Source organism: Embleya sp. NPDC008237, from assembly GCF_042956465.1.
Classification (GTDB): domain Bacteria; phylum Actinomycetota; class Actinomycetes; order Streptomycetales; family Streptomycetaceae; genus Embleya.
In genome coordinates this window covers 533,010-555,414 of sequence record NZ_JBIBGL010000002.1, presented here as the reverse complement: position 1 = coordinate 555,414, position 22,405 = coordinate 533,010, and the positions used below count along the sequence as shown (strand labels likewise).

Genomic DNA, 22,405 nt, shown 5'->3' with positions numbered 1-22,405 from the left:
CCCGGATGCGGATCGACGAAAGCCCCGAGGACCAACTGGCAACCCTGGTGCGCACCCAGGCGCGCGATCTGCCGGAGGTCGATCCGGATCGGGTCGTCCGCCGGGTCGTCGCGGGCCTGAACGAGGGCGCGGACAAGGGCGCCGCCGCGGACCTGGCGGTGCGCACCGCGGCCGAGCTGATCGCCGAGGAGCCCGCCTACTCGCGGCTCGCCGCGCGCCTGCTCGCCGGCCGGATCGCGGAAGAGGCCCTGGCGGCCGGCGTCACCTCGTTCAGCGCCGGCATCGCGCTCGGTCGCCGGGAGGGCGTCATCGGCGCGGAGACCGCGGCGTTCGTCGCGAAGCACGCCGCCGAGCTGGACGCCGCCGTGGACGCCGAAGGCGACCGCAGGTTCGAGTACTTCGGCCTGCGCACCGTGTACGACCGCTACCTGCTGCGCCACCCGGTCTCGCGCAAGGTGGTCGAGACGCCGCAGCACTTCCTGCTGCGGGTGGCGTGCGGCCTGGCCCGGGAGCCCGGCGAGGCGATCGGTTTCTACCGGCTGATGTCCTCGCTCGCCTACCTGCCCAGCTCACCGACGCTGTTCAACTCCGGCACGGTGCACACCCAGATGTCCTCGTGCTACCTGCTCGACTCGCCCAAGGACGAGCTGGAGTCGATCTACGACATGTACGGGCGGATCGCCCGGCTGTCGAAGTTCGCCGGCGGCATCGGCGTGGCATGGTCGCGGGTGCGTTCGCGCGGCTCGCTGATCCGCGGCACCAACGGGCACTCCAACGGCATCGTGCCGTGGCTCAAGACGCTCGACTCGTCGGTGGCCGCGGTCAACCAGGGCGGCCGGCGCAAGGGCGCGGCCTGCGTGTACCTGGAGACGTGGCACCCGGACATCCTGGAGTTCCTCGAACTGCGCGAGAACACCGGTGAGGACGCGCGCCGCGCGCACAACCTCAACCTGGCCAACTGGGTGCCGGACCTGTTCATGCGCCGGGTCCAGGAGGACGGCGTCTGGTCGCTGTTCGACCCGAACGAGCTGCCCGAACTGCCCGATCTGTGGGGCGCCGAGTTCGACCGGGTCTACGAAGCCGCCGAGCGGGACGGCCGGTTCGTCCGGCAGATGCCCGCGCGCGACCTGTACGCCCGGATGATGCGCACGCTCGCGCAGACCGGCAACGGCTGGATGACCTTCAAGGACGCGGCCAACCGCACCTGCAACCAGGCCGCGGAGCCGGGCAACGTGGTGCACCTGTCCAACCTGTGCACCGAGATCCTGGAGGTCACCAGCGACGGCGAGACGGCCGTGTGCAACCTCGGCTCGGTCAACCTCGGCGCGCACGTGGTCGCCGGCGAGGGCATGGACTGGGACAAGCTGCGCGCGACGGTTCGCACCGCTGTGGTCTTCCTGGACCGGGTCATCGACATCAACTACTACCCGACCGACCAGGCCGCCGCGTCCAACCCGCGCTGGCGCCCGGTGGGCCTGGGTCTGATGGGCCTGCAGGACGTGTTCTTCACGCTCGGCATGCCGTTCGACTCGGTCGAGGCACGCGAACTGTCCACGCTGATCTCCGAGGAGATCTACCTCACCGCGTTGGAGACCTCCTCGGCGCTCGCCGAGGTACATGGCCCGCACCCCGCCTACGCCCAGACGCACGCCGCGCGCGGTCGGCTCCAGCCCGACCTGTGGGAGGGCGTCCAGCCGACCCAAACCAAGCGTTGGGATGCGCTGCGCGACCGGGTCGCCGAACACGGCCTGCGCAACTCGCTGCTCGTGGCGATCGCACCGACCGCGACCATCGCCTCGATCGCGGGCGCCTACGAGTGCATCGAGCCGCAGGTGTCGAACCTGTTCAAGCGCGAGACGTTGTCCGGCGAGTTCCTCCAGATCAACGCGTACCTGGTGCGCGAGCTCAAGGCCCGCGGCCTGTGGACCCCCGAGGTCCGCGACCGGATCAAGCGCGCCGAGGGCTCGGTCCAGGGCATCGCCGAACTCCCCGAGGACGTGCGCGAGTTGTACCGCACCGCGTGGGAGCTGCCGCAGCGCGCGCTGATCGACCTGGCGGCGGCCCGCTCGCCGTACATCGACCAGTCGCAGTCGCTGAACCTGTTCATGGCCGACCCGACCATCGGCAAGCTGTCCTCGATGTACCGCTACGCGTGGTCCACCGGTCTCAAGACCACGTACTACCTGCGCTCGCGCCCCGCGACGCGGATCCAGCAGGCGACCGTGCCGGCGCAGGCCTCGGCCGCGCCGGTCGAGGAGATCTCCGACCTGGAGGTCATCGCGTGCTCGCTGGAGAACCCCGAAGCCTGTGAGGCGTGCACGTGAGCCTGCTCGATCCCGGAATGAACCTCACGCTGCGCCCGATGCGGTATCCGGACTTCTACGAGAAGTACCGCGCGGCGATCCGCAACACGTGGACGGTCGAAGAGGTCGACCTGCACAGCGACCTGGCCGACCTGGACAAGCTCAGCCCGGCGGAGCGGCACCTCGTGCAGCGCCTGGTCGCGTTCTTCGCGACCGGTGACACGATCGTGGCGAACAACCTGGTGCTGAACCTGTACCGGCACATCAACTCGCCCGAGGGCCGGTTGTACCTGTCGCGGCAACTCTTCGAAGAGGCCGTCCATGTGCAGTTCTACCTGACCCTGCTCGACACCTACATGCCCGACCACGAGGAGCGCGAGCAGGCGTTCGCCGCGGTCGAGCACATCCCGTCGATCCGGCGCAAGGCGGAGTTCTGCTTCCGCTGGATCGACTCGGCGATGGGCCTGGACCGGCTCGAATCGCGGGAGGACCGGCGGCAGTTCCTGCTCAACCTGATCTGCTTCGCGGCGTGCATCGAGGGCCTGTTCTTCTACGGCGCCTTCGCCTACGTGTACTTCCTGCGCTCGCGCGGCCTGCTCAACGGGCTCGCCTCGGGGACCAACTGGGTCTTCCGCGACGAGTCGGCACACATGGACTTCGCCTTCGCCGTGGTGGAGACGGTGCGGGCCGAGGAGCCCGACCTGTTCGACGACGAACTCGCCGAGGACGTCCGGCGCATGCTGGCCGAGGCGGTCGAGGCGGAGACGGCGTTCGCCGAGGACCTGCTCCAGGGCGGCGTGTCCGGGATGACGGTCACGGACATGCGCTCCTACCTGGAGCACGTGGCCGACCGCCGGCTGGCCCAGCTGGGCATGGCCCCGGTCTACGGCTCGGCGAACCCGTTCGGATTCATGGAGCTCCAGGACGTACAGGAACTCTCGAACTTCTTCGAGCGGCGGGTCTCCGCCTACCAGGTCGCGGTCACCGGCTCGGTGTCCTTCGACGAGGACTTCTGAGCCCGAGGCGTCGTGCTCGACGAGGCCGCCGTGCCGTCCCCCTTCCGGGACGGCACGGCGGTTTCGCGTTCTCCCGCCGTGCGGCCGACGCGCCGGCGGTAGGGGGAACGGGCTTCGCTCACGAGCGTTCGGCCGCCCGGCGGCGCAATGCCGCGGCCGTGGCCTCGTCGGCGGGGAGGAATGCCTCCAGGTGCAGTTCGGCGAGGGTGACATCGGTGGCCGTGGCGAAGGAGGTCAGCGTGGTCAGCAGGCGCAGTTCGCCCGGGCCGTCGGGGTCGCGAAGGCGGAGCGGAACCGCGAAGCCCAGGTGGTCGGGGCCCAGTTCGGCATCCGGGACGTAGCCGCGCAGTTCCTCGATGAAGGCGTCCAGCAGCGGGTCCGGGCTGCGCAGCGCCTGGGCGCGCATGTTCTCCAGTACGTGGTGGCCCCACGCGTTCAGGTTCCGCACGCGCGGTGCCATGCCCTCGGGATGCAGCATCAGCCGCAGCATGTTCATCGGGGCGCGGAGCAGCTCCGCGGACGCTCCTTCGGTCAGCACGTCGATCGCCGCGTTCGCGGCGACGATCCGCCCGTACGGGCGCAGCACCATCGCCGGGTAGGGCAGGTGGCCTTCGAGCACCGCACGCAGCGCGTCGTGGACCGGGCGCAACATCGGCGCGTCCAGGTCCGATTCGGGGAAGACCGGCGCGTATCCGGCGGTGTGCAGCAGCGCGTTGCGCTCGCGCAGGGACAGGCCGAGCGACTCGGCGAGTCGGATGATCATGGTTCGGCCGGGGCGCGATCGGCCGCTCTCGATGAAGCTGAGATGCCGTTGGGAGGTCTCCGCGCGGGCGGCCAGTTCGAGTTGGCTCAGTCGCCGGGCGGTGCGCCAGCGCCGCAACTCGGCGGGGAAATCCGGGCCGTGGAGCCGGGTCGTCGTCGTGCTCATGAGGCAGTTCTAGGCAGCCGAGGGTATCCCCGGCAATTCCCTCGGGGGAATTGTCCGGCTCCGACGCCGGTCACATGATCGTTGCCATGGCCCGCCGAACGGGGTGGGCCGATCGGTCGAGGAAGGAAACCCGGTGAAGAGCTACCACCTGCGGCCCGGCGCCGGCATCGAGGGCATCACGATCCGCGAACACGAACAACCGGAGCCGGGTCCCGGTCGGGTACTCGTCCGGGTTCGGGCGACCTCGCTCAGCCTGCGCGAATTGCTGGTCCTGGACGGCGATTACCCGCTGCCGGTGCTGCCCGACACGATCCCGGGCTGCGCCGGGGTCGGCGAGGTGGTCGCGATCGGCGCGGGCGTCACCCGGGTCCGGCTCGGCGACCGGGTGGCCGCGACCGTGTTCCCGGACTGGATCGACGGGCCGTTCGCGCTCGACTACGCCGCGCAGTTGGGCAGTTCGCGGGACGGGATGCTGACCGAGTTCGCGGTGGTCGGCGAGCAGGCGCTCGTACCCGTCCCCGAACACCTGTCCTTCGAGGAGGCCGCCGCCTTCCCGCTGACCGCGGTGACGGCGTGGAACGCGCTGACCGGGAGTCGGCCGCTGCTGCCCGGCGAGACCGTGCTGACGCTCGGCACCGGCGCCGTGTCGCTGTTCGCGGTGCAGCTCGCCAAGGTGTTCGGCGCGCGGGTGATCGCCACCACGTCGAGCCCGGACAAGGCGGCGCGGCTGCGTGCGCTGGGTGCGGACGAGGTGGTCGACTACCGCGAGCATCCGCGCTGGGGCGAGCAGGTGCGGCGGGTGACCGGCGGACGCGGCGTCGACCGGGTCGTCGACGTCGCGGGCAACCTGGCCCAGTCGCTCGCGGCGACCGCGCTCGGCGGCGAGATCGCCTTCGTCGGACACTGGCTGGGCGCGGACACCCCCGACGCATCACCCTCCGCGTCGGCCCTGTTCAACGCGGGCGCCGTGCTGCGTCCGCTCGCGGTGGGCAGCCGCGCGCAGTTCGAGGCGTTGAACCGAGCGGTGGCGGCCGCGCGGCTGCGCCCGCCGATCCACCGCGAGTTCTCCTTCGACGAGGTCCCGGAGGCGCTGCGCTACCACCGCAAGGGCGGCTTCGTGGGCAATGTCGTGATCGGACACCGCTGAGCACGTGCGCCCCGGCGGCGGGAGGGGCCGCTCAGGGGCGCGGCACCGTCCCCGAGCACGTACCGCCCGGGGCAGGGACCGCTTGGCGGCACGGCAACCCTCGCGAGGGGCCCCGGCCGGCGGGGAGCACCACCCGGGAGCAGGGCGCCGGCCGGGAAGACCCGCCGCCCCTCCGCCTGTGCCGGGACGGCCGGGTGCTCACTGCTCCCGCAGTGCGGCCCGGCCCACTCGGCGCAGGTGCGCTGCGCGGCCTCGTCGGCCGCCCTCGGCGCGCTCCAGTGACAGGTCGGCCCGGCGGCCCCGCAGCGTGAGCGTCATCAGGTGGTTGCCGAACCACGGGCCACCCAGCTTCGTCCACTCGACCGGCAGCGGGGACAGCCGCGCGTGCCGGGCCAGCACGTGCCCCAGTCGGGTCGCGATGCGTCCCCAGCCGAACCGGAAACCGATCCGAATCGCCGGCGGCACCGAGTTGTGCACCGGCGAGCAGGTCAGCTGGTAGACCCGGGCCGACTCGCCCGGATCATCCCCGGCTCGCGGACCCTCCCCCGGGACGAGCCAATGCACCTCGGCCGCGTACACGTGGTGCACGTCCCCGGACAACACGCACACGGTCGCCGGCACCGGTCCACCCGACCGGGGCCCGTGCAGTGCGATCCGGCCGAGCAGCGCGGACAACGCCGCGAACGACTCACGAAACGCGGCCCAGTGCTCCAGGTCGCCGGCCCGCCGCAGCCGCTCGCTCCATTCCGCCACCCGCGGTCCCCGGGCGCCCGCACACAGCGCCTCGTTCCACGACTCCAGGTCGTGGATGCCGTGCGGCAGCAGCCAGGGCAACGAGGTGCCGATCAACAGGTGGTCGTAGCCGCCCTCGTCCGCCTGCTCGGTGATCCAGGCCAGCTCGTCCGCACCGATCATCGCCCGGCCGTCCCCGGTCAACACCCGGCCCGCGCGCGAGTCGATCATCAGCAGCCGGGTACGGCCGAAGTCGCGTCGGAAGCTCCACCGGGTGGTCGCCTTGCCCTCCGCCTCCGCGTCCGCCCGCAGCGCGAACTCGTGCAGCAACGGCCCGACGTCCTCGCCCGGCGCCGCCGCCCGGACGGCCGCGAACAGTTCGTCGCGCGCCAACGCGGCCGGGTCCAGGTTGCCCAGGTGCTGATAGATCCAGTACGACGCGAGCGCGCCCGCGATCCGCTCGGACCACCAGTCGGTCGCGGCCATGTCGGTGCGCCACGCGTGCGAGGTGTTCCAGTCGTCGATCACGTCGTGGTCGTCGAAGATCATCGCGCTCGGCACGGTCGACAACAACCAGCGGATCTGCGGATCGGACCACGACTCGTGATAGAGCAGCGTGTACTCCTCGAAGTCGGCGATCTGCGGCCCCGGCGCCTTGCTCAGGTCACGCCGCCGCGCTAGCTGGTTCTGCATCGCACGCGAGGTCTCGTCCGCGTACACCTGATCGCCGAGCAACAGCAGCGCGTCCGGCAGCGGTTCGTCCGGCGAGCGCATCAGCCGGCGGGCGAGGGTGTCGAGGGCGTCCGGATCCATCCGGCGCTCCTCGCCCTCCTCGGTGCTCGGCGGACTCGACCAGCGGCAGGACCCGAACACCACGTTCAGATCCCGCTCCGCCTCGCCCTCGTCCGAGGCGGTGCGCACCACGCTCGGCGGCTGGGTCGAGTTCTCCTGCGGCCAGCACACCCGCCCGTCCAGCAGCACCCGGTATTCCCGCGACCGTCCCGGCGTGAGCCCTTCGAGCACCACCAGCACGTAGTGGTGCCCGAACACCTTCCAGGTGGCGGCCTCGGCCACGCCGTCCTCGCACGCCACGGTCACCACGCACGGCGCGTCGGTCTCCACCCACACGGTGGCACTCGTACGATCCACGTGCCGCAGCACGGGACCGAGCAGCAACTCGGCCATCGTCCTCGGCCCTCCCCACCCTCGTCGACGCCTTCCGTGGCAGGTGCCTGCCCGGGAAGTCGGCACCAATACTCGCCCTGCCCGCGGACTCTCGGATACGGTATGCGGCTTCTGCGGCCGTTGCGGTGCAACGCGTCCGCGAGCCGCTACGGTATGCGGCGTGCCCGAGCAGGTGCCGGAGCCGTTTTCGGGTCGTTTTCGGGCCGTCCCGAACCGCATCGGAGGCCGTGTCGTGTCCGAACCGTCCCCCGCGGCGCCGAACCCGAGCGACCGGGCGGTCCCCGACCGTCCGACGGTCGACCCTCCGGTGTTCGACCGTCCGATGTTCGACGCGCATCTGCACATCGTCGACCCGCGCTTCCCGCTCGTCGCCGATCACGGCTATCTGCCGCCGACCTTCACCGTCGCCGACTACCTCGCCCGGGTCGCGTCCCTCGGCGTCACCGGTGGCGCCGTGGTGTCCGGTTCGTTCCAGGGCTTCGACCGCACGTATCTGCTCGACGCGCTGCGCCGGCTCGGTGCGGGCTTCGTCGGCGTGCTGCAACTACCGGCGACCGTCGCGGACCACACGATTCGGGAGCTGGACGCGGCGGGCGTACGCGCGGTCCGGTTCAACATCCGTCGGGGCGGCTCCGCGCGGATCGAGCAGTCGGCTCGCCTCGCCCATCGCGTGTACGACCTGGTCGGGTGGCATGCCGAGCTGTACATCGACGCCCGCGACCTGCCCGATCTGCCGCCCGCTCTGACCGCGCTGCCGAAGCTGAGCATCGACCACCTGGGCCTGTCCCGAGAGGGCCTGCCACACCTGCTGCGCCTGGTCGAGCGCGGGGCCTACGTCAAGGCCACCGGTTTCGGCCGGGTCGACCTGGACGTCCCCGCCGCACTGCGGGCCGTGCTCGCCGTCGCCCCGCATGCGCTCCTGGCCGGCACCGACCTGCCCTCCACCCGGGCGGCCAGGCCGTTCCGCGACACCGATCTCGACCTGATCGCCGAGACGGTCGGCCCGGACCTGGCCGACGCCGTACTGCACGACAACGCGCAGGCCCTCTACCACCCACGCCGAATCGCGGCGCCCACACCCGACTGACCGACCGGCCCGGGCGCCGGGTTCGATCGCCGGGCCCGATGCGATCGCCGGGCTCGGTCCGCCCTCGCGGCCCGGTCCGTTTCCGGGCTCAGTTGCCCGAGGCCAGCGCCCGGACGGTGTCCATGTCGTCCGCCTCGGCCGCCGTCTTGTCCTCGCGATAGCGCAGCACGCGGGCGAACCGCAGCGCCAGCCCGCCCGGATAGCGGGTACTGGTCTGCAACCCGTCGAAGGCGATCTCGACCACGAGTTCGGGCCGCACCCACACCGTCCAGTCGTCCCGACGAACGGCCAATTCCTGCAACCGCTCGGTCTGCCACGCGAGCAGTTCGTCGGTGAGCCCCTTGAATGTCTTGCCGAGCATCACGAAACCGTCCCCGGCCGGGTCCCGCGCGCCCAGATGCAGATTGCTCAGCGTCCCGCGGCGGCGTCCGTGGCCCCACTCGGCGGCCAGTACCACCAGGTCGAGGGTGTGCCGCGGCTTGACCTTGACCCACCCGGCGCCGCGCCGACCCGCCGTGTAGGGGGTATCCAGCGACTTGACCACCACACCCTCGTGCCCGCGCGCGACCGCGTCGGCGAAGAACGTGTCGGCGGCGGCATCGTTCCCCGTGAGCAATCGGGGTACCAGCAACTCGGCCGGCGCGAGCGCTTCGAGCGCGGCCCAGCGCTCGGCTCCGGGCCGATCGATCAGGTCCGTGCCGTCCACGTGCAACACGTCGAACAGGTACACCGTCAACGGCGTCTCGGCCCGCAGCCGCGCGGCGTCGTGGGTGCCGGTCCGGGACGCGGTGATCTGGAACGGGTGCGGTCGGCCGTCCGGGCGCAGCGCGATCGCCTCCCCGTCCAGTACCGCGGTGTGCACCGGCAGCGCGCGCACGGCCTCGACCAACTCCGGGACGCGCGTGGTGATGTCGTCCAGGCTGCGGGTGAACACCGCGACATGCTCGCCGTCGCGGTGGATCTGCACGCGGATGCCGTCGATCTTCCATTCCAGCGCGACCCTGGCATCGGGGTTCTTGGCCCGCAGCTTGGCCAGCGCGGCGGACACGTCCGGTGCGGAGGCGGCCAGCATCGGGCGCACCGGGTGGCCCACCTGCAGGGTGAAGGCGGCGAGTGCGGCCTTGCCGCCGGTGAGCGCCGCGGCGGCCACCGGGCCGGCGGCGCCGCGCAACATCAGCGCTCGACGAACCGCCGCCACCGGCACCTCGGCGGCCCGCGCGACGGCTTCCGCCATCACCCCGTCCAGCGCGCCCTGCCGCACCTCGCCGACCAACAACCCGGTCAGGAACCGCTGCTCGACCGCGGTGGCCCGGACGAACAGCGCCTCGATCAGGGCCCGTCGCGCGGCCTGCGAACCGGCACCGGTGGTGGTGCCGACCGCCTCCAGCGCGGTGTCCACCTCCAGCAGGGTCAGCGACGGTGTGTCGGCCGGTTCCGGCAACTCGCGCAACGCGGCGGGCCCGACGCCGATCTGCCGCTGGGTGAGCGCGCCCGCGAGGTAGGCCACCAGCACGGTCGCCTCCGCCGGATCCGCCCGCCGCAGACACCCGGCCACCAACTCCGCCTTCGCGGTCCGCCCGGCCTCGCCCGCGATCTCCCGCGACACGACGGCCACCTCATGAAACAACAGCGACCCCACGCCACGACTCCTCACACCGAACGCCTCCCCCGACCATCGCCCCACCCACCCTCACTCATGCCCCCGACACCCATCCGGCCGATCCCCGAAACACGCGGCAGGGCGCAAACGAGCCGAAGCGAAACACACACGCGGACCGAACGGCCGAAACCGGCGAAGCGAGCACGCCAAGACGAGCAGGGCGAAACGGGGCACGCGAGGCGCTGCGGAGCGGGCGCAGCGCACGGAGCGGGCGGGGCAGAGGCAGCGAGCGACGCACGGGACGGGCGCGGCGGAACGGGGCATGCGGGCAAACGGAGCGGGCGCAGCGCACGGGGTGAGTGCGGCGGGGCAAGACGAGGCGGGCGAGGCGAGGCGGGCCGGGCGAGGGCAACGGGCGCGGCGGAATGGGCAAGGCGGGTGGGGTGAGGGCCACGAAGCGGAGCGAGCGGGCCCTGGCGTAGCCACGCGAGGGCCCCGCTCGGCGATGCGAAGCGGGCACGCGGAGCGGGTGGCCGCAACGGCGGAACGGGGCGGGTGGGGCAAGCACGGCGAAGCAGGTGCCGGAGCAGAGCGGGCGGGCCGGAGCAGCGGGCGGGCGCGGCCTGGGCACAGCGCGCGAGGCAAGCACGGCACGGCAAGCGTGGCAAGGTACGGCGAGCGCAGCGCACTTGGTGGGGCGAGCACAGCACCGACGGCGACGCGGGCGCAACCCGCGTAACGGCGCGAGCACGACACGGCGGGCGCAGCGCCCCGTGGCGACGCGGACGCAACCCTCGTCACGCGGCAAGCACGACACCGCGAGCGTGGCGGGTGGCCCGCCGCGGTGGGTGGTGTGGGTTGAGGGTTGCCCTTGATGTCGGGCTTCGCGGGGCGGCGGTACAAGGGCGAGGGCGGGTTCGGCCGGGTGCGTCGACCGTGCTGTCGCCGTCGGATCCGGGCGCCGGACCGGCGCCGGGCCGGGATGCGGGGCAAGCCCCCGTGTCCCGGCCCGGCGCAGCGGTCGTTCGGCCGCGGGGCTACAGGATTGCGCCCGGGCGGTACTTCGCCGCCTCCGGGTGCTTTGCGGCGACCGTTTCCACGCGTCGGACCACCTCGGCCACCTGGGCCGCCGCCGCGCCGGTGAAGGACAGGCGGTCGGCGAGCAGCGTGTCCAGCGCCGCGCGGTCCAGCGGCAGCCGCTCGTCGGCGGCCAGCCGGTCGAGCAGTTCGTTGCGCTCGACGCCCTCGCGCAGTGCCAGCGCGGAGGCGACCGCGTGCTCCTTGATCACCTCGTGTGCGGCCTCGCGCCCCACGCCGCCGCGGATCGCGGCCATCAGCACCTTGGTCGTGGCCAGGAACGGCAGGTAACGGTCCAGCTCGCGGGCGACCACGGCGGGGAACGCGCCGAACTCCTCCAGCACGGTCAGGAACGTCTCGATCAGGCCGTCGAAGGCGAAGAACGCGTCCGGCAGCGCGACCCGACGCACCACCGAGCAGGACACGTCGCCCTCGTTCCACTGGTCGCCCGCCAGCTCGCCGACCATCGAGGCGTAGCCGCGCAGGATCACCGTGAAGCCGTTCACCCGCTCGCACGAGCGCGTGTTCATCTTGTGCGGCATCGCGGACGAGCCGACCTGGCCGGGCTGGAAGCCCTCGGTGACCAGTTCGTGCCCGGCCATCAGCCGGATCGTCTTGGCCAGCGACGACGGCGCCGCGGCCAGCTGCACCAGGGCGGTGACCACGTCGTAGTCCAGCGAGCGCGGGTAGACCTGGCCGACCGAGACGAACGCGTGCTCGAAGCCCAGGTGCGCCGCGACGCGCCCCTCCAACTCGGCCAGCTTGTCCTCGTCGCCGCCGAGCAGGTCGAGCATGTCCTGCGCGGTGCCCACCGGACCCTTGATGCCGCGCAGCGGGTAACGGGTGATCAGGTCGTCGAGCCGGTGGTAGGCGACCAGCAGTTCGTCGGTCGCCGAGGCGAACCGCTTGCCCAGCGTGGTGGCCTGCGCGGCGACGTTGTGCGAGCGGCCCGCCATGACCAGCTCGGCGTGCTGCGCGGACAGTTCGGCCAGTCGTACCAGCAGAGCCACCACGCGGTCGCGGATCAGTTCCAGCGACGAGCGGATCTGCAACTGCTCGACGTTCTCGGTCAGGTCGCGCGAGGTCATGCCCTTGTGCACGTGCTCGTGGCCGGCGAGGGCGTTGAACTCCTCGATCCGGGCCTTGACGTCGTGCCGGGTGACCCGCTCGCGCTCGGCGATCGAGGCGAGGTCCACCTGGTCGATCACCCGCTCGTAGTCGGCGACCGCACCCTCGGGCACCTCGATGCCCAGGTCGGCCTGGGCACGCAGGACCGCGAGCCACAGGCGGCGCTCCAGCACCACCTTGTGCTCGGGGGACCACAGCGTGGCCAGCGCCGGGGAGGCGTAGCGGTTGGCCAGAACGTTCGGAATGCGGGGCTTGCGCACAGGCTGGGACGTCACGAGCGGCGAGTTTACCGAGCCGTCGCAGCCGCCCACGACGTACGTCCGGGTTCGCGCCCCGCGGCGCCTGCCCGCGCGCGCCCGCGACCGTCCGCGAGCGTGCTTTTCCCCGCTTCCGACGCGGCCCCGACGTACGCCCGTGATCGTCGCGCGCTCGCTCGTCCTGTTCGTGCTCGCCGGCCTCGCCGAGATCGGCGGCGCCCGGCTGGTCCGGCAGTCCGTAGGCGAGCATCGCCCGTGGTGACCGGCCGGCCTCGGGACGATCGTGCTGGGCATCCACGGCTTCATGGTCACCCTCCGGCCGGATCCGACTTGGGCCGGAACCCGGCCGCTTACGGCGGTGTCCTCGTCGCGGGTTCACTCGCGTGGGGGACGGCCGTGGACGGTTTCCGCCCGGACCGCCGCGATCTCGCCGAAGGGCAACCGTCCGCCCGGCCGGCGTCGCTTCGATCATGTCCGCGCCGCGGCGCTGACGCCGCGTCACAACCCGTGTGCCGCACCGCATGTGCCGACCACCGCCGGGTAGACGCCGGCCATCGCGGGACGACGTTGGGGGCCGGCACATGGGCAAGTGGCAGGACGCACGAAACGCGCGCAAGGCACGAGCCGAGCGTGAGGAGCGAACCGCCCGTGCGCTGCGTGGCGACGGCAGTCGGCCGGCCGCGGACACCGAGCCGCCCGGCACATCCGACCCGGCCGCGGAGCGGACCAAAAAGGTCCCCGGCCCGCGCGCGACCGACCGCCCGACGTCCGAGCAGCCGCCCGCCGACGCGGTGGACCTCGGCAAGACCGGACCCGGCAGCGCGGACACCGCCGAGGGCGCCGCCGAGCGAGCACCGGACCCCGCGCGCCTCCCGGAGCGCCCGAGCGACCTTCCCAAGTCGTCGTGGTTCAAGGCCGCCTGGCGCACGATCCGCGAGTTCAAGGAGGACGACCTCAACATCTGGGCCGCCGCGCTCACCTATCAGAGCGTGCTGTCGATCTTCCCGGCGCTGCTGGTCGTGGTTTCGCTGGTCGGTCTGGCCGGTCGCTCGGCCACCGACGCGCTGACCGAGAACGTGCAGAGCGTGGCGCCCACCGAGACGCATCAGATCGTGATCAACGCGATCCAGAACCTCGAACACAGCCGCGGCACGGCCGGCCCGCTCGCACTGGCCGGCCTGGGCCTGGCCTTGTGGTCGGCGTCCGGCTACGTCGCCGCCTTCATGCGCGCGTGCAACACCATCTACGACGTGCCCGAGGGCCGGCCGCTGTGGAAGACGGTGCCCACCCGGGTCGCGGTCACCGTGGTGACGCTGCTGCTGCTGTCGATCTGCGCGATCGCGGTGGTGTTCACCGGCTCGCTGGCCAAGCAGGCCGGACACGCGCTGGGGGTGGGCGAGGCGGGCGTGCTGCTGTGGGACTACGCGAAGTGGCCGGTGCTGATCGTGGTGGTCAACTTCCTGTTCGCGCTGCTGTACTGGGCCGCGCCGAACGCCAAACAGGGCTTTCGCTGGATCACTCCCGGCGGCGTGCTGGCGGTGCTGCTGTGGGCCGTCTTCTCCGCCGCGTTCGCCTACTACGTGGCCAACTTCGGCACGTACAACAAGACCTACGGCACGCTCGCCGCGGTGATCGTGTTCCTGATCTGGCTGTGGTTGACCAACATGGCGATCCTGCTCGGTGCCGAGTACAACGCCGAGATCGAGCGGGCCCGGGCGATCGCCGGCGGCCACCCGCCGACCCTGGAGCCGTACGTGCAGATGCGCAACGCGCCCAAGCCGAAGGGTGCCTGGAAGCGATGGTTCCGGTTCGGTCGTACGCCGAAGGCGGAGCGGGAGAGCGAAGAGTAGACAATCGAGGGCATGGACAAGATCCGGCCCGCCTACGAAGAACTGGGCGCCGAGGGCTTCTACGCCACACACGGCGCGCGGTACCGCAACCCGCACGAGCCGCGAGTGCGGGCGGTGCTGGCCGAGGCGTTGGCGGAGCCGGTGGCGGCCGAACCGAGGCTCCTCGACCGCGTGCTCGACCTGGCCTGCGGCAGCGGCGAGGCCACCCTCGCGCTGCGCGAGCTCGGTGCACGCGAGATCTCGGGCATCGATCCGTACACGGGCGTCGCCTACCGCGAGCGGACCGGGATGCCCGCCGAGGCGCTGCGCTTCGAGGAGATCGCGGCGGGCGCGCTGGCGGGCCGGACCTACTCGCTCGTGGTGTGCAGCTACGCACTGCACCTGCTCGCCGAATCCCGTCTGCCCGCGCTGGCCTACGCGCTGACCGAGGTCACGACCGCGTTCGTGCTGGTGACTCCACACAAGCGTCCGGTGCTGCGGCCGGAGTGGGGATGGCACCTGCGCCGGGAACTGGTCGTGGATCGGGCTCGGGCCCGGCTGTATCGGACCTCTCCCGAACCCGCCGAGGCGACTGGGCCACGGTGACCCCGGCGCTGGCGATCACCACCAGCGCGATGCCCGCGACCTGGATCGGCACGAGCGACTGGTGCAGCACGAGGAATCCGGCGATCGCCGCCACGGCGGGTTCCAGGCTGGCCAGCAGCCCGAACGTCGCCGGCGTCAGATGCTTCATCGCAAGCATCTCGAAGCTGTACGGGAGCGCCGAGGACAGCAGCGCGACACACGCGCCCAGCCCGAGCACCTCGGGCTCCAGAAGCGCGCTCCCGGCCGTGGCCACGCCGAACGGGGTGACCAGCACCGCGGCCACCGCGAAGCCGAGCGCCAGACCATCGACGCCGTCGAAGCGCTTGGAGATCTTCGAGGCGACCACGATGTAGCCCGCCCAGCAGGCCGCCGCCGCCATCACGAACGCGACACCGACCGGGTCCAGGCCGCTGAACCCGCCGCGGCCCAGGAGCAGCACCCCGACGGCCGCGAGCACGATCCAGGTCATGTCGCGCAACCGGCGGGACAACACCACGGCCAGGCCGAGCGGCCCGAGGAACTCCAGCGTGACCGCCGGGCCGAGCGGCAGCCGGTCGATCGCCTCGTAGAAGAACATGTTCATGCCCGCGAACATCACGCCCAGGCCGACCACCACGAGCCAGTCCGCCCGGGTGCGCCCGCGCAGCCGCGGCCGGGCGAAGGCCAGCAGGATGCTCGCCGCCAGGACCAGCCGCAGTGTGACCGCGCCGGCGGGTCCCACGTAGGGGAACAGCCGGGCGGCGAACGCCGCGCCGAACTGGATCGAGCACGCACTCGCCAGCACCAGCAACACCGAGCGTCCCTGTGCGCCCGGCAGCAGCCGGTCGACGAATGCGGGCAACGCCCGCGGGGTCGCGTCGGGGGTGGTGCGGGAGGTCATTCCTCGACACTACGGACATCGTCAAGCCGATTCAGGCGCCGGGCGTGGATTTGCGATCGCGGACCACCTTGCGCAGCGCCTCGGGCACCGGGCCCAGGTCCGCCTCCAGCTCACGGATCCGGCCCTTGGCAGCCCGGCGTTCCCGACCGCCGAGCACCACCCGCAGTTCGCCCTCGTAGGCCAGTGCGGCCAATGCCGCATCCGCCGCGGGCACGCGTGCCACCGGCCGGCCCGGCTTGAGCGCGTCCCACATCGCCCTGGTCGCGGCGGTGCGCAGTTGCGGTTGGCGCAGCCGCATCCGTCGGACCGGGACGATGCCCAGGAGCCGGTGCGACTCGCACTTGATCACCCGCTCGCGTTCGAGGCCGGCACCGACGCGGCCGGTGGCCTGCCGGTCGCCCTTCTTGACCCAGTGGCGCCACCGGTGGGCCCGCTCGCTCGCGGTGATCCTGGCCAGCAGGTCGGCCGCCAGGTCGCAGTGCGGTGCGGCGGCACCCCGATGCGCGGTCGCCGTGACCCTCCCGGCGTCGTCACGGATCAGGCCCTGTTCGTAGAGGTCGTACAGGGCAGCGGCCTGGAGGGTGGCTCCCAGGTTGCTTCGGCTCAGCAGTCGTTGCCGCTCGGGACTGTAGGCGAGCAGGAACACTCGCCGGGCCAGGGACACGTTCACGTCGACCTCCAGGGATACGTTCACGTCGACCTCCTCGGCGCCAGGGCGTCGCGTCGTCTTCGGGCCGGTCCTCACGGCGCGGTACCGAGGTCGCCAGTGTCGCCACCGCCGCGGCCACGATGGCCGGCACCGCCAGAATCGTCTCGATCGCCACCGTCGCCTCCCCCGGGCTCGGTATCGGACTCGGGTTCGGCTCCGGAGGACACCGGGCGGGCGGCGGGGTCGGCCTTGGGGGGCCTGCCCCGGCGGGCCGGACGACCGGCGTTGCCCGGCATCCGACCCGCGTCGCCCAGCGAGCGCCGCAGCAGGAACTCGATCTGCGCGTTGGTGCTGCGCAGTTCGTCGGCGGCCCACTTGGCGATCGCATCGTGCACCGCCGGGTCCAGGCGAAGCAGGATCTTCTTGCGCTCGGTCACCGGGCCGGCTACGCGTAGAGGGAACCGGTGTTGACCACCGGCTGGGTGGCCTGGTCGCTGCACAGCACCACGAGCAGGTTGCTGACCATCGCCGCGCGCCGGTCGTCGTCCAACTCGACCAGGTCGCCCTCTTCCAGCCGGTTCAGCGCGAGTTCGACCATGCCCACCGCGCCCTCGACGATCCGCTGCCGGGCGGCGACCACCGCGCCCGCCTGCTGGCGGCGCAACATCGCCTGGGCGATCTCCGGCGCGTAGGCGAGCCGGGTGATCCGCGACTCGACCACGCTGACCCCGGCCGAGGCGACCCGCGCGCCGATCTCCGCGGAGAGCTTGCCGGTGATCTCGTCGGCGTTGTCGCGCAGGGACATGCCGCCGTTGCCGTGGTCGTCGTACGGGTAGCTGTTGGCGATGTGTCGCACCGCGGTCTCGGTCTGGATCGCGACGAACTCCTCGAAGTCGTCCACCTCGAACTTGGCCTGCGCGGTGTCCTTGACCTGCCACACCACGACCGCGGCGATCTCGATCGGGTTGCCGTCGTTGTCGTTGACCTTGGCGGTCTGCGTCTCGTGGTTGCGGATGCGGGTGGAGACCCTGGTGCGGTCGGTGAACGGGTTCACCCAGCGCAGGCCGTCGGTGCGCACGGTGCCCTTGTAGTGCCCGAAGAGTTGGAGCACCCGGGCCTCGCCGGGGGCCACGGTGGTCAGACCGCAGAGCGCGAACAGCGACGCGACGATGATCACGATGCCGGCGGTGATGGCCGCGACCTTCCCACCGTCGTGCAGCAGGGCGCCGAAGATGGTGAGCCCGATGCCGCCGCCGACGAAGAGCACCCCGACCGCGAGCGCGGGCAGACCGGAGACGCCGGTCACCACCTTCTCCCGGACCTGGGGGGCCGGCATTTCCACGATGGACTCGGTGCCGATATCGCTCATGTGGTCACTCCCGCTCGGTTTGGCTTGCCATCACCACCATAGCAAAGTGATATCACTTTATGTCGAGGGACAAACCTCGATCCTTACGTCGATGCGGCTGGGGCGGGCACGTGCGGGGCGGGCCGTGCGGAAGCGGGTGCGGGCCCGGCGGTGCGGGTGCGGGCCGGGCGTGCGCGGGGCGGGCCGGGCGGGTGCGGGCCGACCACCGCCGGCCGCGCCGGGTGCGGTGGTCAGCCCAGGGTCTTGATCGTGGTGCCGTTGCGTACGTTGGCCACCAGCGCCGCCGGTGGCGGCGGAAGCGTGCCGGGCGGGGCCTTGATCACCAGTTGGCGGGCGTCGGCGGAGCCGCTGACCGGGCCGGACGCGGTCACCTTGACCACGTCGCGCGTGCCCGCCGCGACCAGGTACCAGGCGCCGGTCCGCGAGCGCCACCACGTCGAGGTGACGATGTCGTTCCCGGACCGACTGCACGCGGGCGAGTCGGCGAGCCGGTTGACGGTCTGCGCGCCGGTCGCACTCGCCCCGGGCGGCAGGAACTGCACCACCACGTCGCCGCCGCCCGTGCGGTCGAACGCGTGCAGGCAGGACCACATCGCCTCCCCCGCCGCCTCGGGCAGGTCGAAGTGCGCGAACTCCCAGTTGTTGACCAGCCGCAGCCCCCGACCGCGCAACGTGTCCAGCGCGCATGCGGTCCGCGACCACACGCCGAGGGCGCGTTCACTGGAGGCGGCCTCGACCGGCCGGCCGGTGTGGACGTAGTCCGGTGGCGGCATGTAGGTGAGGTGCGTCGCGGACAGTTCGCCCAGGTCCGCGAGCAGATAGGGGTGGTTGTCGGCGGCGCGCCCGGCCAGCAGTTCGAGCACGGGCACGGTGGCGCAGCCCTTCCCGGCCGTACCGAGGTCGGGCATCGGGGCGGTGACGCCGTCGGTGATCGCCAGCGGCCTGCTCTTGTCCTCGGGGCGACGCAGGTCCCGCACCGCGGCCTCGTCCACCCAGGGCGCGAGCAACATCCGTACGCCGCTCGGATCACGGCGCAGCACCACGGCCGAGGCCGAACGCTCGTCCGAGTCGTCGGCCGCGGCGACGTCCAGGGTGCGCCTGCCGTGGTCGTCGGTATAGCGGGCCAGACGCGTGCCGTCGGCGAGGAGCACGACGGTCGCCCCCGCGACGTCGCCCGCGTACAGCAGGCGGGGGGCGCCGGTCGGCGGGCCGGCGGCGGTGCCCTTGCCGAGCGTGACGGGGGTGCCGTCGGCGGGGTCGGTCCAGGCCCGCACCGCGCGCCGGGTCAACGCCTCGTCCCTGGCCCGGGTCCCTCGGGTGGACCACACGTCGAAGTCGAGGCGGGTCGTGCCCACCCAGGCTCCGGCCGGGATCGATCGGGGCGGACCGCCGACCGACTGCGCGGCGGGTGCGGCCCGGTCGGCTCGGCCACCGTCGCCGGCCGAGGGGTCGGTACCGCCGGTCGCGTACCAGGCGATCGTTGCGATCACGGTGGCCGAGGCCAGGACGCCCAGTGCGGTGTGCCGGCGTCGCCGGCGGCGCAGCAGGTCGGAGGGGGTGGCCCGCAGGGTGCACGGGTCGAACGGGTCGGCGCGCAGCAGGTCGGGGACTGATCCGGGTACGTCCGAATGTGCGGCCGGGCGCAGCTCCGGCGCACCGGCATCCGCCTCGGTCTCGGCGGCCAGGACATCCTCGACCCCGGCGGCGAGCAGGAACTCGCTCACCTCGACGGGATCCAGGCCGTCCAGTACGCGCAGTACGAAGAACGCGCGGGCCGGGCCGGACAGTCGGCCGAGTGCCTGCTCGATCGCCGGTTCGTCCGCGCCGCCGGTCGGCGGGAACAGCCGCAGGCCCCAGACCTGCGGCAGCAGCGCCCGACGTCGCGTGGAGCGGTTCAGGCGCAGCGCTCCGCGCACGATGCGCAGCCGGACGAGGTCGGCATCGCTCATGCCCGCGACGCCCGGGCCGCGGCCGAGATCGCGCAGTCGGCCCGGCAGCGCGTCCTGGACCAGGGCGTGCGCGGCCAGCACCCGTCGGTGGCGCTCCATGGCGGGCGGCAGGATCAGGTAGGCGAGCCGGACGAGTTCGGGATAGCGCCCGACCACCAGGGCCTCGGTGCGCCGCACCGCCCCCTGGTCCAGCCGGCGTCGGCACACGGCGACGAGATCTCCCCGGGCCTGCCGGGCCCGATCCCGGGTGCTCCGGTCGCTCCGGCGGGCACGCGCACCTGTGCCGCTCGGGTCGGATCGGGTCGCCGGGTCGGGTGTGCTCTCGTCGCGACCGTGTCGCATGTGTGGATCCCCTCTCGCCGCGCCTCGGCCGGCGCCCGCGAATCGGTACGGGGCCCATGCGCACGATGGCCAACGAGCACCGTCGAGAGGGGTCACACATAGTACGAACATCTTCTTTTATGTCGCCTTTTGGCCGAACCGATCGGACATGCGCTCGGCCTCGACGACCGGATCGACCGATCTCGGTCAACAGGCCGACGAATTCGACCGGACCGAGCGGACCGGCCGGCTCGGCCGAACCGGCCGACACGGCCGAGCCGCCCCGAGGCCATGCTCAGCCGGGGCCCACGAAACCCGACTCGTAGGCGGCGATCACCGCCTGGGTACGGTCGCGGGCGCCCAACTTGCCCAACACCGCGCTCACATGGCTCTTGACCGTTTCGGTGCCCAGGAACAGTTCGGCGGCGATCTCCGCGTTGTTCAGCCCCCGGGCCATCGCCCGCAGCACGTCGCCCTCGCGCTCGGTCAGATTGGCCCGGGCCACCGCGTCGGCGCGGGCGGTCTTCCCGTGGCTCTCGACCAACGCGCGCAGCTTGGCCGGGAACAGCAGGGAGTCTCCGGTGGCCAACGCCCGCACCGCGCCGGTGATCTCCGCGGGACGGGCCCGCTTGAGCAGGAAGCCGTGCGCTCCCACCCGCAGCGCCTCGTAGACGTATTCGTCGTTCTCGAAGGTGGTCATGATCAGGATCTTGGGCGGCTGGTCGAGATGGGCGAGCAGGTCTCGGGTGGCCTGGATCCCGTCCACGCGCGGCATCCGCACGTCCATCACGACCACGTCCGGGCGCAGCGTGCGCACCAGCGAGAGCACGCCCGCGCCGTCGTCGGCCTCGCCCACGACCTCGAAGTCGGGCTGCGCACCCAGGATGGCCCGTAGTCCCGCCCGAACCAGTTCGTCGTCGTCCACCAGCATGATCGCGATCGTCACGACGCCCACCGTAGGGGCAGGCGCACATGCACCCGCCAGCAGCCGTCCTGGGCGCCCGCGGTGGCCTCTCCGCCGAGCAGCGCGGCCCGTTCGCGAATGCCGCGCAGCCCACTGCCGCTGCCCGCGCCGACCACCGATTGCTCCGTGCCCGCGGCGGGCACGCTGTTCAGCACGGTCAGCTCGACGTCGTGGTCATCCACCGCGACGGTGACGTCGATCGGCACCGGACCCGCGTGCCGCAGCACGTTGGTGAGCGACTCCTGCACGATCCGGTAGCCCTCGCGCGAGATCACCGCCGGCACCGCGTCGAGGGGGCCCGACACCCGCAGCTCGACCGAGGCCCCGGCGCCTCGCGTGCCGTCGACGAGCACCTTGAGCTCGGGCAGGCCGGGGCGGGGCGCGGCCGGCTCCGGCGCCTCCCGCAACAACAACAGCATGCGTTCCAGGTCCTCCAGGGCCTGCCGGCCGGTCTCCTCGATCGCTTCGAGCGCCCGATCCGCGAAGCCGGGATCGCTGTCGAGCAATTGCCGGGCGGCGCCGGCCTGAAGCACCGTCACCGACAGCGCGTGGCCGATCGAGTCGTGCAATTCGCGGGCGAGCCGATTGTGTTCGAGCAGTTGCTCGGTCCGACGCTCGGCTATCGCGAGGCGTTCGCTCGCGGACGGCCCGAGCAATCTCGTGCCGAGCCGGGTGAGCAGCCAACCCACGCCGGCCAGGTAGTAGAGCGCCCCGACGATGACGAGCAGGCCCAGCGGGATGAGCCACCAGTGCCCGGCACCACCGGCGAAGGCGATGCCGCTGAACGTCACGCCCCTGTCCGTGGCCGGCGAAGCGATCATCGCGATCCCCACGAACACCGCGTTGGCGGCGAGCGCGAGACCGAGCCAGGCCAGTTCGACCCGCAGCACCAGCCACAGTGCGGTGCGCCATCGATCCGCCCACCCCTGGGACCGGGTGACCACGATGTCGCTCTCGTCGCCGGGACGCAGCAGCAGTCGGGCCAGGAACCCCTCGAACCGACGCGCCTCGGCGAGCAGCCCGAAGGCGACCAGGATCGGGATCGGGACGGCCAGCAGCGCGAAGGCGTCGGCGGCCCCGCTCTCCCCCTCCAGGCCCGGATACACCAGTGCGACCGCAACGCCCAGGGCCAGCGCCGTGAACAGGTGGAAGGCCCGCGTGTAGGTGGAGGCCGCGACGAGCGGCCGGGTGAAGCGGGCGAGCGAGGTGCGAAGCGGCGCGATCCGGGGCATGCCGCCATCCTGCCGGGTCGTCGGGCGCGCGACCTCCCCCGCCCGGGGGAGACCGTCTCCACGGTTGGGGGATCCGGTACGGCGCCTCGACATCGCAGTCTTGAGGTACCGCAGCAACCGGGCGGTGCCCACTCCGAAGCAGCCGA

Annotated in this window: 16 protein-coding genes and 2 pseudogenes; 7 read left to right on the top strand and 11 right to left on the bottom strand. The window is 72.3% G+C overall.

The window, feature by feature from the left end; genetic code table 11:
* The first annotated feature begins 5 nt into the window (after positions 1 to 5).
* Both ACFZBU_RS05600 and ACFZBU_RS05595 read left to right on the top strand, forming a co-directional pair.
* Positions 6 to 2,324, top strand: a complete 2,319-nt coding sequence (locus tag ACFZBU_RS05600) for a ribonucleoside-diphosphate reductase subunit alpha (protein WP_391582447.1) — start codon at positions 6 to 8, stop codon at positions 2,322 to 2,324.
* 17 nt (positions 2,325 to 2,341) lie between these two features.
* Positions 2,342 to 3,319 carry a ribonucleotide-diphosphate reductase subunit beta gene (locus ACFZBU_RS05595; protein WP_391582446.1) on the top strand — a complete coding sequence of 326 codons (978 nt, stop codon included), beginning with the start codon at positions 2,342 to 2,344 and terminating at the stop codon, positions 3,317 to 3,319.
* A gap of 118 nt (positions 3,320 to 3,437) precedes the next feature.
* On the opposite strand, the gene ACFZBU_RS05590 is transcribed toward ACFZBU_RS05595, so the two are convergent.
* Positions 3,438 to 4,247 carry a helix-turn-helix domain-containing protein gene (locus ACFZBU_RS05590; RefSeq protein WP_391582183.1) on the bottom strand — a complete coding sequence of 270 codons (810 nt, stop codon included), beginning with the start codon at positions 4,245 to 4,247 and terminating at the stop codon, positions 3,438 to 3,440.
* Between the two features lie 133 nt (positions 4,248 to 4,380).
* Between ACFZBU_RS05590 and ACFZBU_RS05585 the strand changes: the two genes are divergently transcribed.
* A complete protein-coding gene (locus tag ACFZBU_RS05585; RefSeq protein WP_391582182.1) occupies positions 4,381 to 5,394 on the top strand; it encodes an NAD(P)-dependent alcohol dehydrogenase in 1,014 nt (337 codons plus the stop codon).
* A gap of 198 nt (positions 5,395 to 5,592) precedes the next feature.
* Here the strand turns inward: ACFZBU_RS05585 and ACFZBU_RS05580 are convergent, their stop codons facing one another.
* Entirely contained in the window at positions 5,593 to 7,311 is a 1,719-nt protein-coding gene (locus tag ACFZBU_RS05580; RefSeq protein WP_391582181.1) for an alkaline phosphatase D family protein, read from the bottom strand.
* A 307-nt stretch (positions 7,312 to 7,618) separates the two neighbouring features.
* Here ACFZBU_RS05580 and ACFZBU_RS05575 point away from each other — a divergent pair, with 307 nt between their 5' ends.
* Complete coding sequence (locus ACFZBU_RS05575) at positions 7,619 to 8,398, top strand: amidohydrolase family protein (RefSeq protein ID WP_391582180.1); 780 nt, start codon at positions 7,619 to 7,621, stop codon at positions 8,396 to 8,398.
* 88 nt (positions 8,399 to 8,486) lie between these two features.
* On the opposite strand, the gene ACFZBU_RS05570 is transcribed toward ACFZBU_RS05575, so the two are convergent.
* Complete coding sequence (locus ACFZBU_RS05570) at positions 8,487 to 10,037, bottom strand: ATP-dependent DNA ligase (RefSeq protein ID WP_391582179.1); 1,551 nt, start codon at positions 10,035 to 10,037, stop codon at positions 8,487 to 8,489.
* Positions 10,038 to 11,035: 998 nt separating this feature from the next.
* Positions 11,036 to 12,478: an adenylosuccinate lyase gene (gene purB, locus ACFZBU_RS05565; protein WP_391582178.1), complete on the bottom strand. Its 1,443-nt coding sequence runs from the start codon at positions 12,476 to 12,478 to the stop codon at positions 11,036 to 11,038.
* A 237-nt stretch (positions 12,479 to 12,715) separates the two neighbouring features.
* Between purB and ACFZBU_RS05560 the strand changes: the two are divergent.
* The 3 genes and pseudogenes from ACFZBU_RS05560 to ACFZBU_RS05550 all read left to right on the top strand — a co-directional run.
* Positions 12,716 to 12,841, top strand: a pseudogene (locus tag ACFZBU_RS05560) (hypothetical protein); the annotation flags it as partial.
* Positions 12,842 to 13,041: 200 nt separating this feature from the next.
* Positions 13,042 to 14,310, top strand: coding sequence for a YihY/virulence factor BrkB family protein (locus ACFZBU_RS05555; RefSeq protein WP_391582177.1), 1,269 nt, complete (start codon positions 13,042 to 13,044; stop codon positions 14,308 to 14,310).
* A 12-nt stretch (positions 14,311 to 14,322) separates the two neighbouring features.
* Positions 14,323 to 14,724 (top strand): annotated as a pseudogene (locus tag ACFZBU_RS05550) (class I SAM-dependent methyltransferase); the annotation flags it as partial.
* Between the two features lie 16 nt (positions 14,725 to 14,740).
* Here ACFZBU_RS05550 and ACFZBU_RS05545 read toward each other — a convergent pair.
* The 7 genes from ACFZBU_RS05545 to ACFZBU_RS05515 all read right to left on the bottom strand — a co-directional run bounded on the left by ACFZBU_RS05545 (position 14,741) and on the right by ACFZBU_RS05515 (position 22,259).
* The gene (locus ACFZBU_RS05545) at positions 14,741 to 15,775 is read right to left on the bottom strand and encodes a DMT family transporter (protein WP_391582176.1); all 1,035 of its coding nucleotides are present in this window, start codon (positions 15,773 to 15,775) and stop codon (positions 14,741 to 14,743) included.
* A gap of 31 nt (positions 15,776 to 15,806) precedes the next feature.
* Positions 15,807 to 16,469, bottom strand: coding sequence for a GPP34 family phosphoprotein (locus tag ACFZBU_RS05540; protein ID WP_391582175.1), 663 nt, complete (start codon positions 16,467 to 16,469; stop codon positions 15,807 to 15,809).
* Between the two features lie 47 nt (positions 16,470 to 16,516).
* Positions 16,517 to 16,861: a hypothetical protein gene (locus tag ACFZBU_RS05535; protein ID WP_391582174.1), complete on the bottom strand. Its 345-nt coding sequence runs from the start codon at positions 16,859 to 16,861 to the stop codon at positions 16,517 to 16,519.
* A gap of 8 nt (positions 16,862 to 16,869) precedes the next feature.
* Complete coding sequence (locus ACFZBU_RS05530) at positions 16,870 to 17,793, bottom strand: SPFH domain-containing protein (RefSeq protein WP_391582173.1); 924 nt, start codon at positions 17,791 to 17,793, stop codon at positions 16,870 to 16,872.
* A gap of 230 nt (positions 17,794 to 18,023) precedes the next feature.
* On the bottom strand, positions 18,024 to 20,084 hold the full coding sequence (locus ACFZBU_RS05525; RefSeq protein WP_391582172.1) for a hypothetical protein: 2,061 nt from the start codon (positions 20,082 to 20,084) through the stop codon (positions 18,024 to 18,026).
* A 274-nt stretch (positions 20,085 to 20,358) separates the two neighbouring features.
* Positions 20,359 to 20,994 (bottom strand): response regulator, encoded by a 636-nt coding sequence (locus ACFZBU_RS05520; RefSeq protein WP_391582445.1) that lies wholly within the window; start codon positions 20,992 to 20,994, stop codon positions 20,359 to 20,361.
* An 11-nt stretch (positions 20,995 to 21,005) separates the two neighbouring features.
* A complete protein-coding gene (locus ACFZBU_RS05515; protein ID WP_391582171.1) occupies positions 21,006 to 22,259 on the bottom strand; it encodes a sensor histidine kinase in 1,254 nt (417 codons plus the stop codon).
* Positions 22,260 to 22,405: the final 146 nt, after the last annotated feature.

Coding starts and splice junctions, on each gene's coding strand:
- ACFZBU_RS05545 (WP_391582176.1), bottom strand. CDS start 15,775: ATGACCTCCCGCACCACCCCCGACGCGACCCCGCGGGCGTTGCCCGCA.
- ACFZBU_RS05515 (WP_391582171.1), bottom strand. CDS start 22,259: ATGCCCCGGATCGCGCCGCTTCGCACCTCGCTCGCCCGCTTCACCCGG.
- ACFZBU_RS05555 (WP_391582177.1), top strand. CDS start 13,042: ATGGGCAAGTGGCAGGACGCACGAAACGCGCGCAAGGCACGAGCCGAG.
- ACFZBU_RS05590 (WP_391582183.1), bottom strand. CDS start 4,247: ATGAGCACGACGACGACCCGGCTCCACGGCCCGGATTTCCCCGCCGAG.
- ACFZBU_RS05580 (WP_391582181.1), bottom strand. CDS start 7,311: ATGGCCGAGTTGCTGCTCGGTCCCGTGCTGCGGCACGTGGATCGTACG.
- ACFZBU_RS05520 (WP_391582445.1), bottom strand. CDS start 20,994: ATGCTGGTGGACGACGACGAACTGGTTCGGGCGGGACTACGGGCCATC.
- ACFZBU_RS05525 (WP_391582172.1), bottom strand. CDS start 20,084: ATGCGACACGGTCGCGACGAGAGCACACCCGACCCGGCGACCCGATCC.
- ACFZBU_RS05530 (WP_391582173.1), bottom strand. CDS start 17,793: ATGAGCGATATCGGCACCGAGTCCATCGTGGAAATGCCGGCCCCCCAG.
- ACFZBU_RS05595 (WP_391582446.1), top strand. CDS start 2,342: ATGAACCTCACGCTGCGCCCGATGCGGTATCCGGACTTCTACGAGAAG.
- ACFZBU_RS05600 (WP_391582447.1), top strand. CDS start 6: ATGCGGATCGACGAAAGCCCCGAGGACCAACTGGCAACCCTGGTGCGC.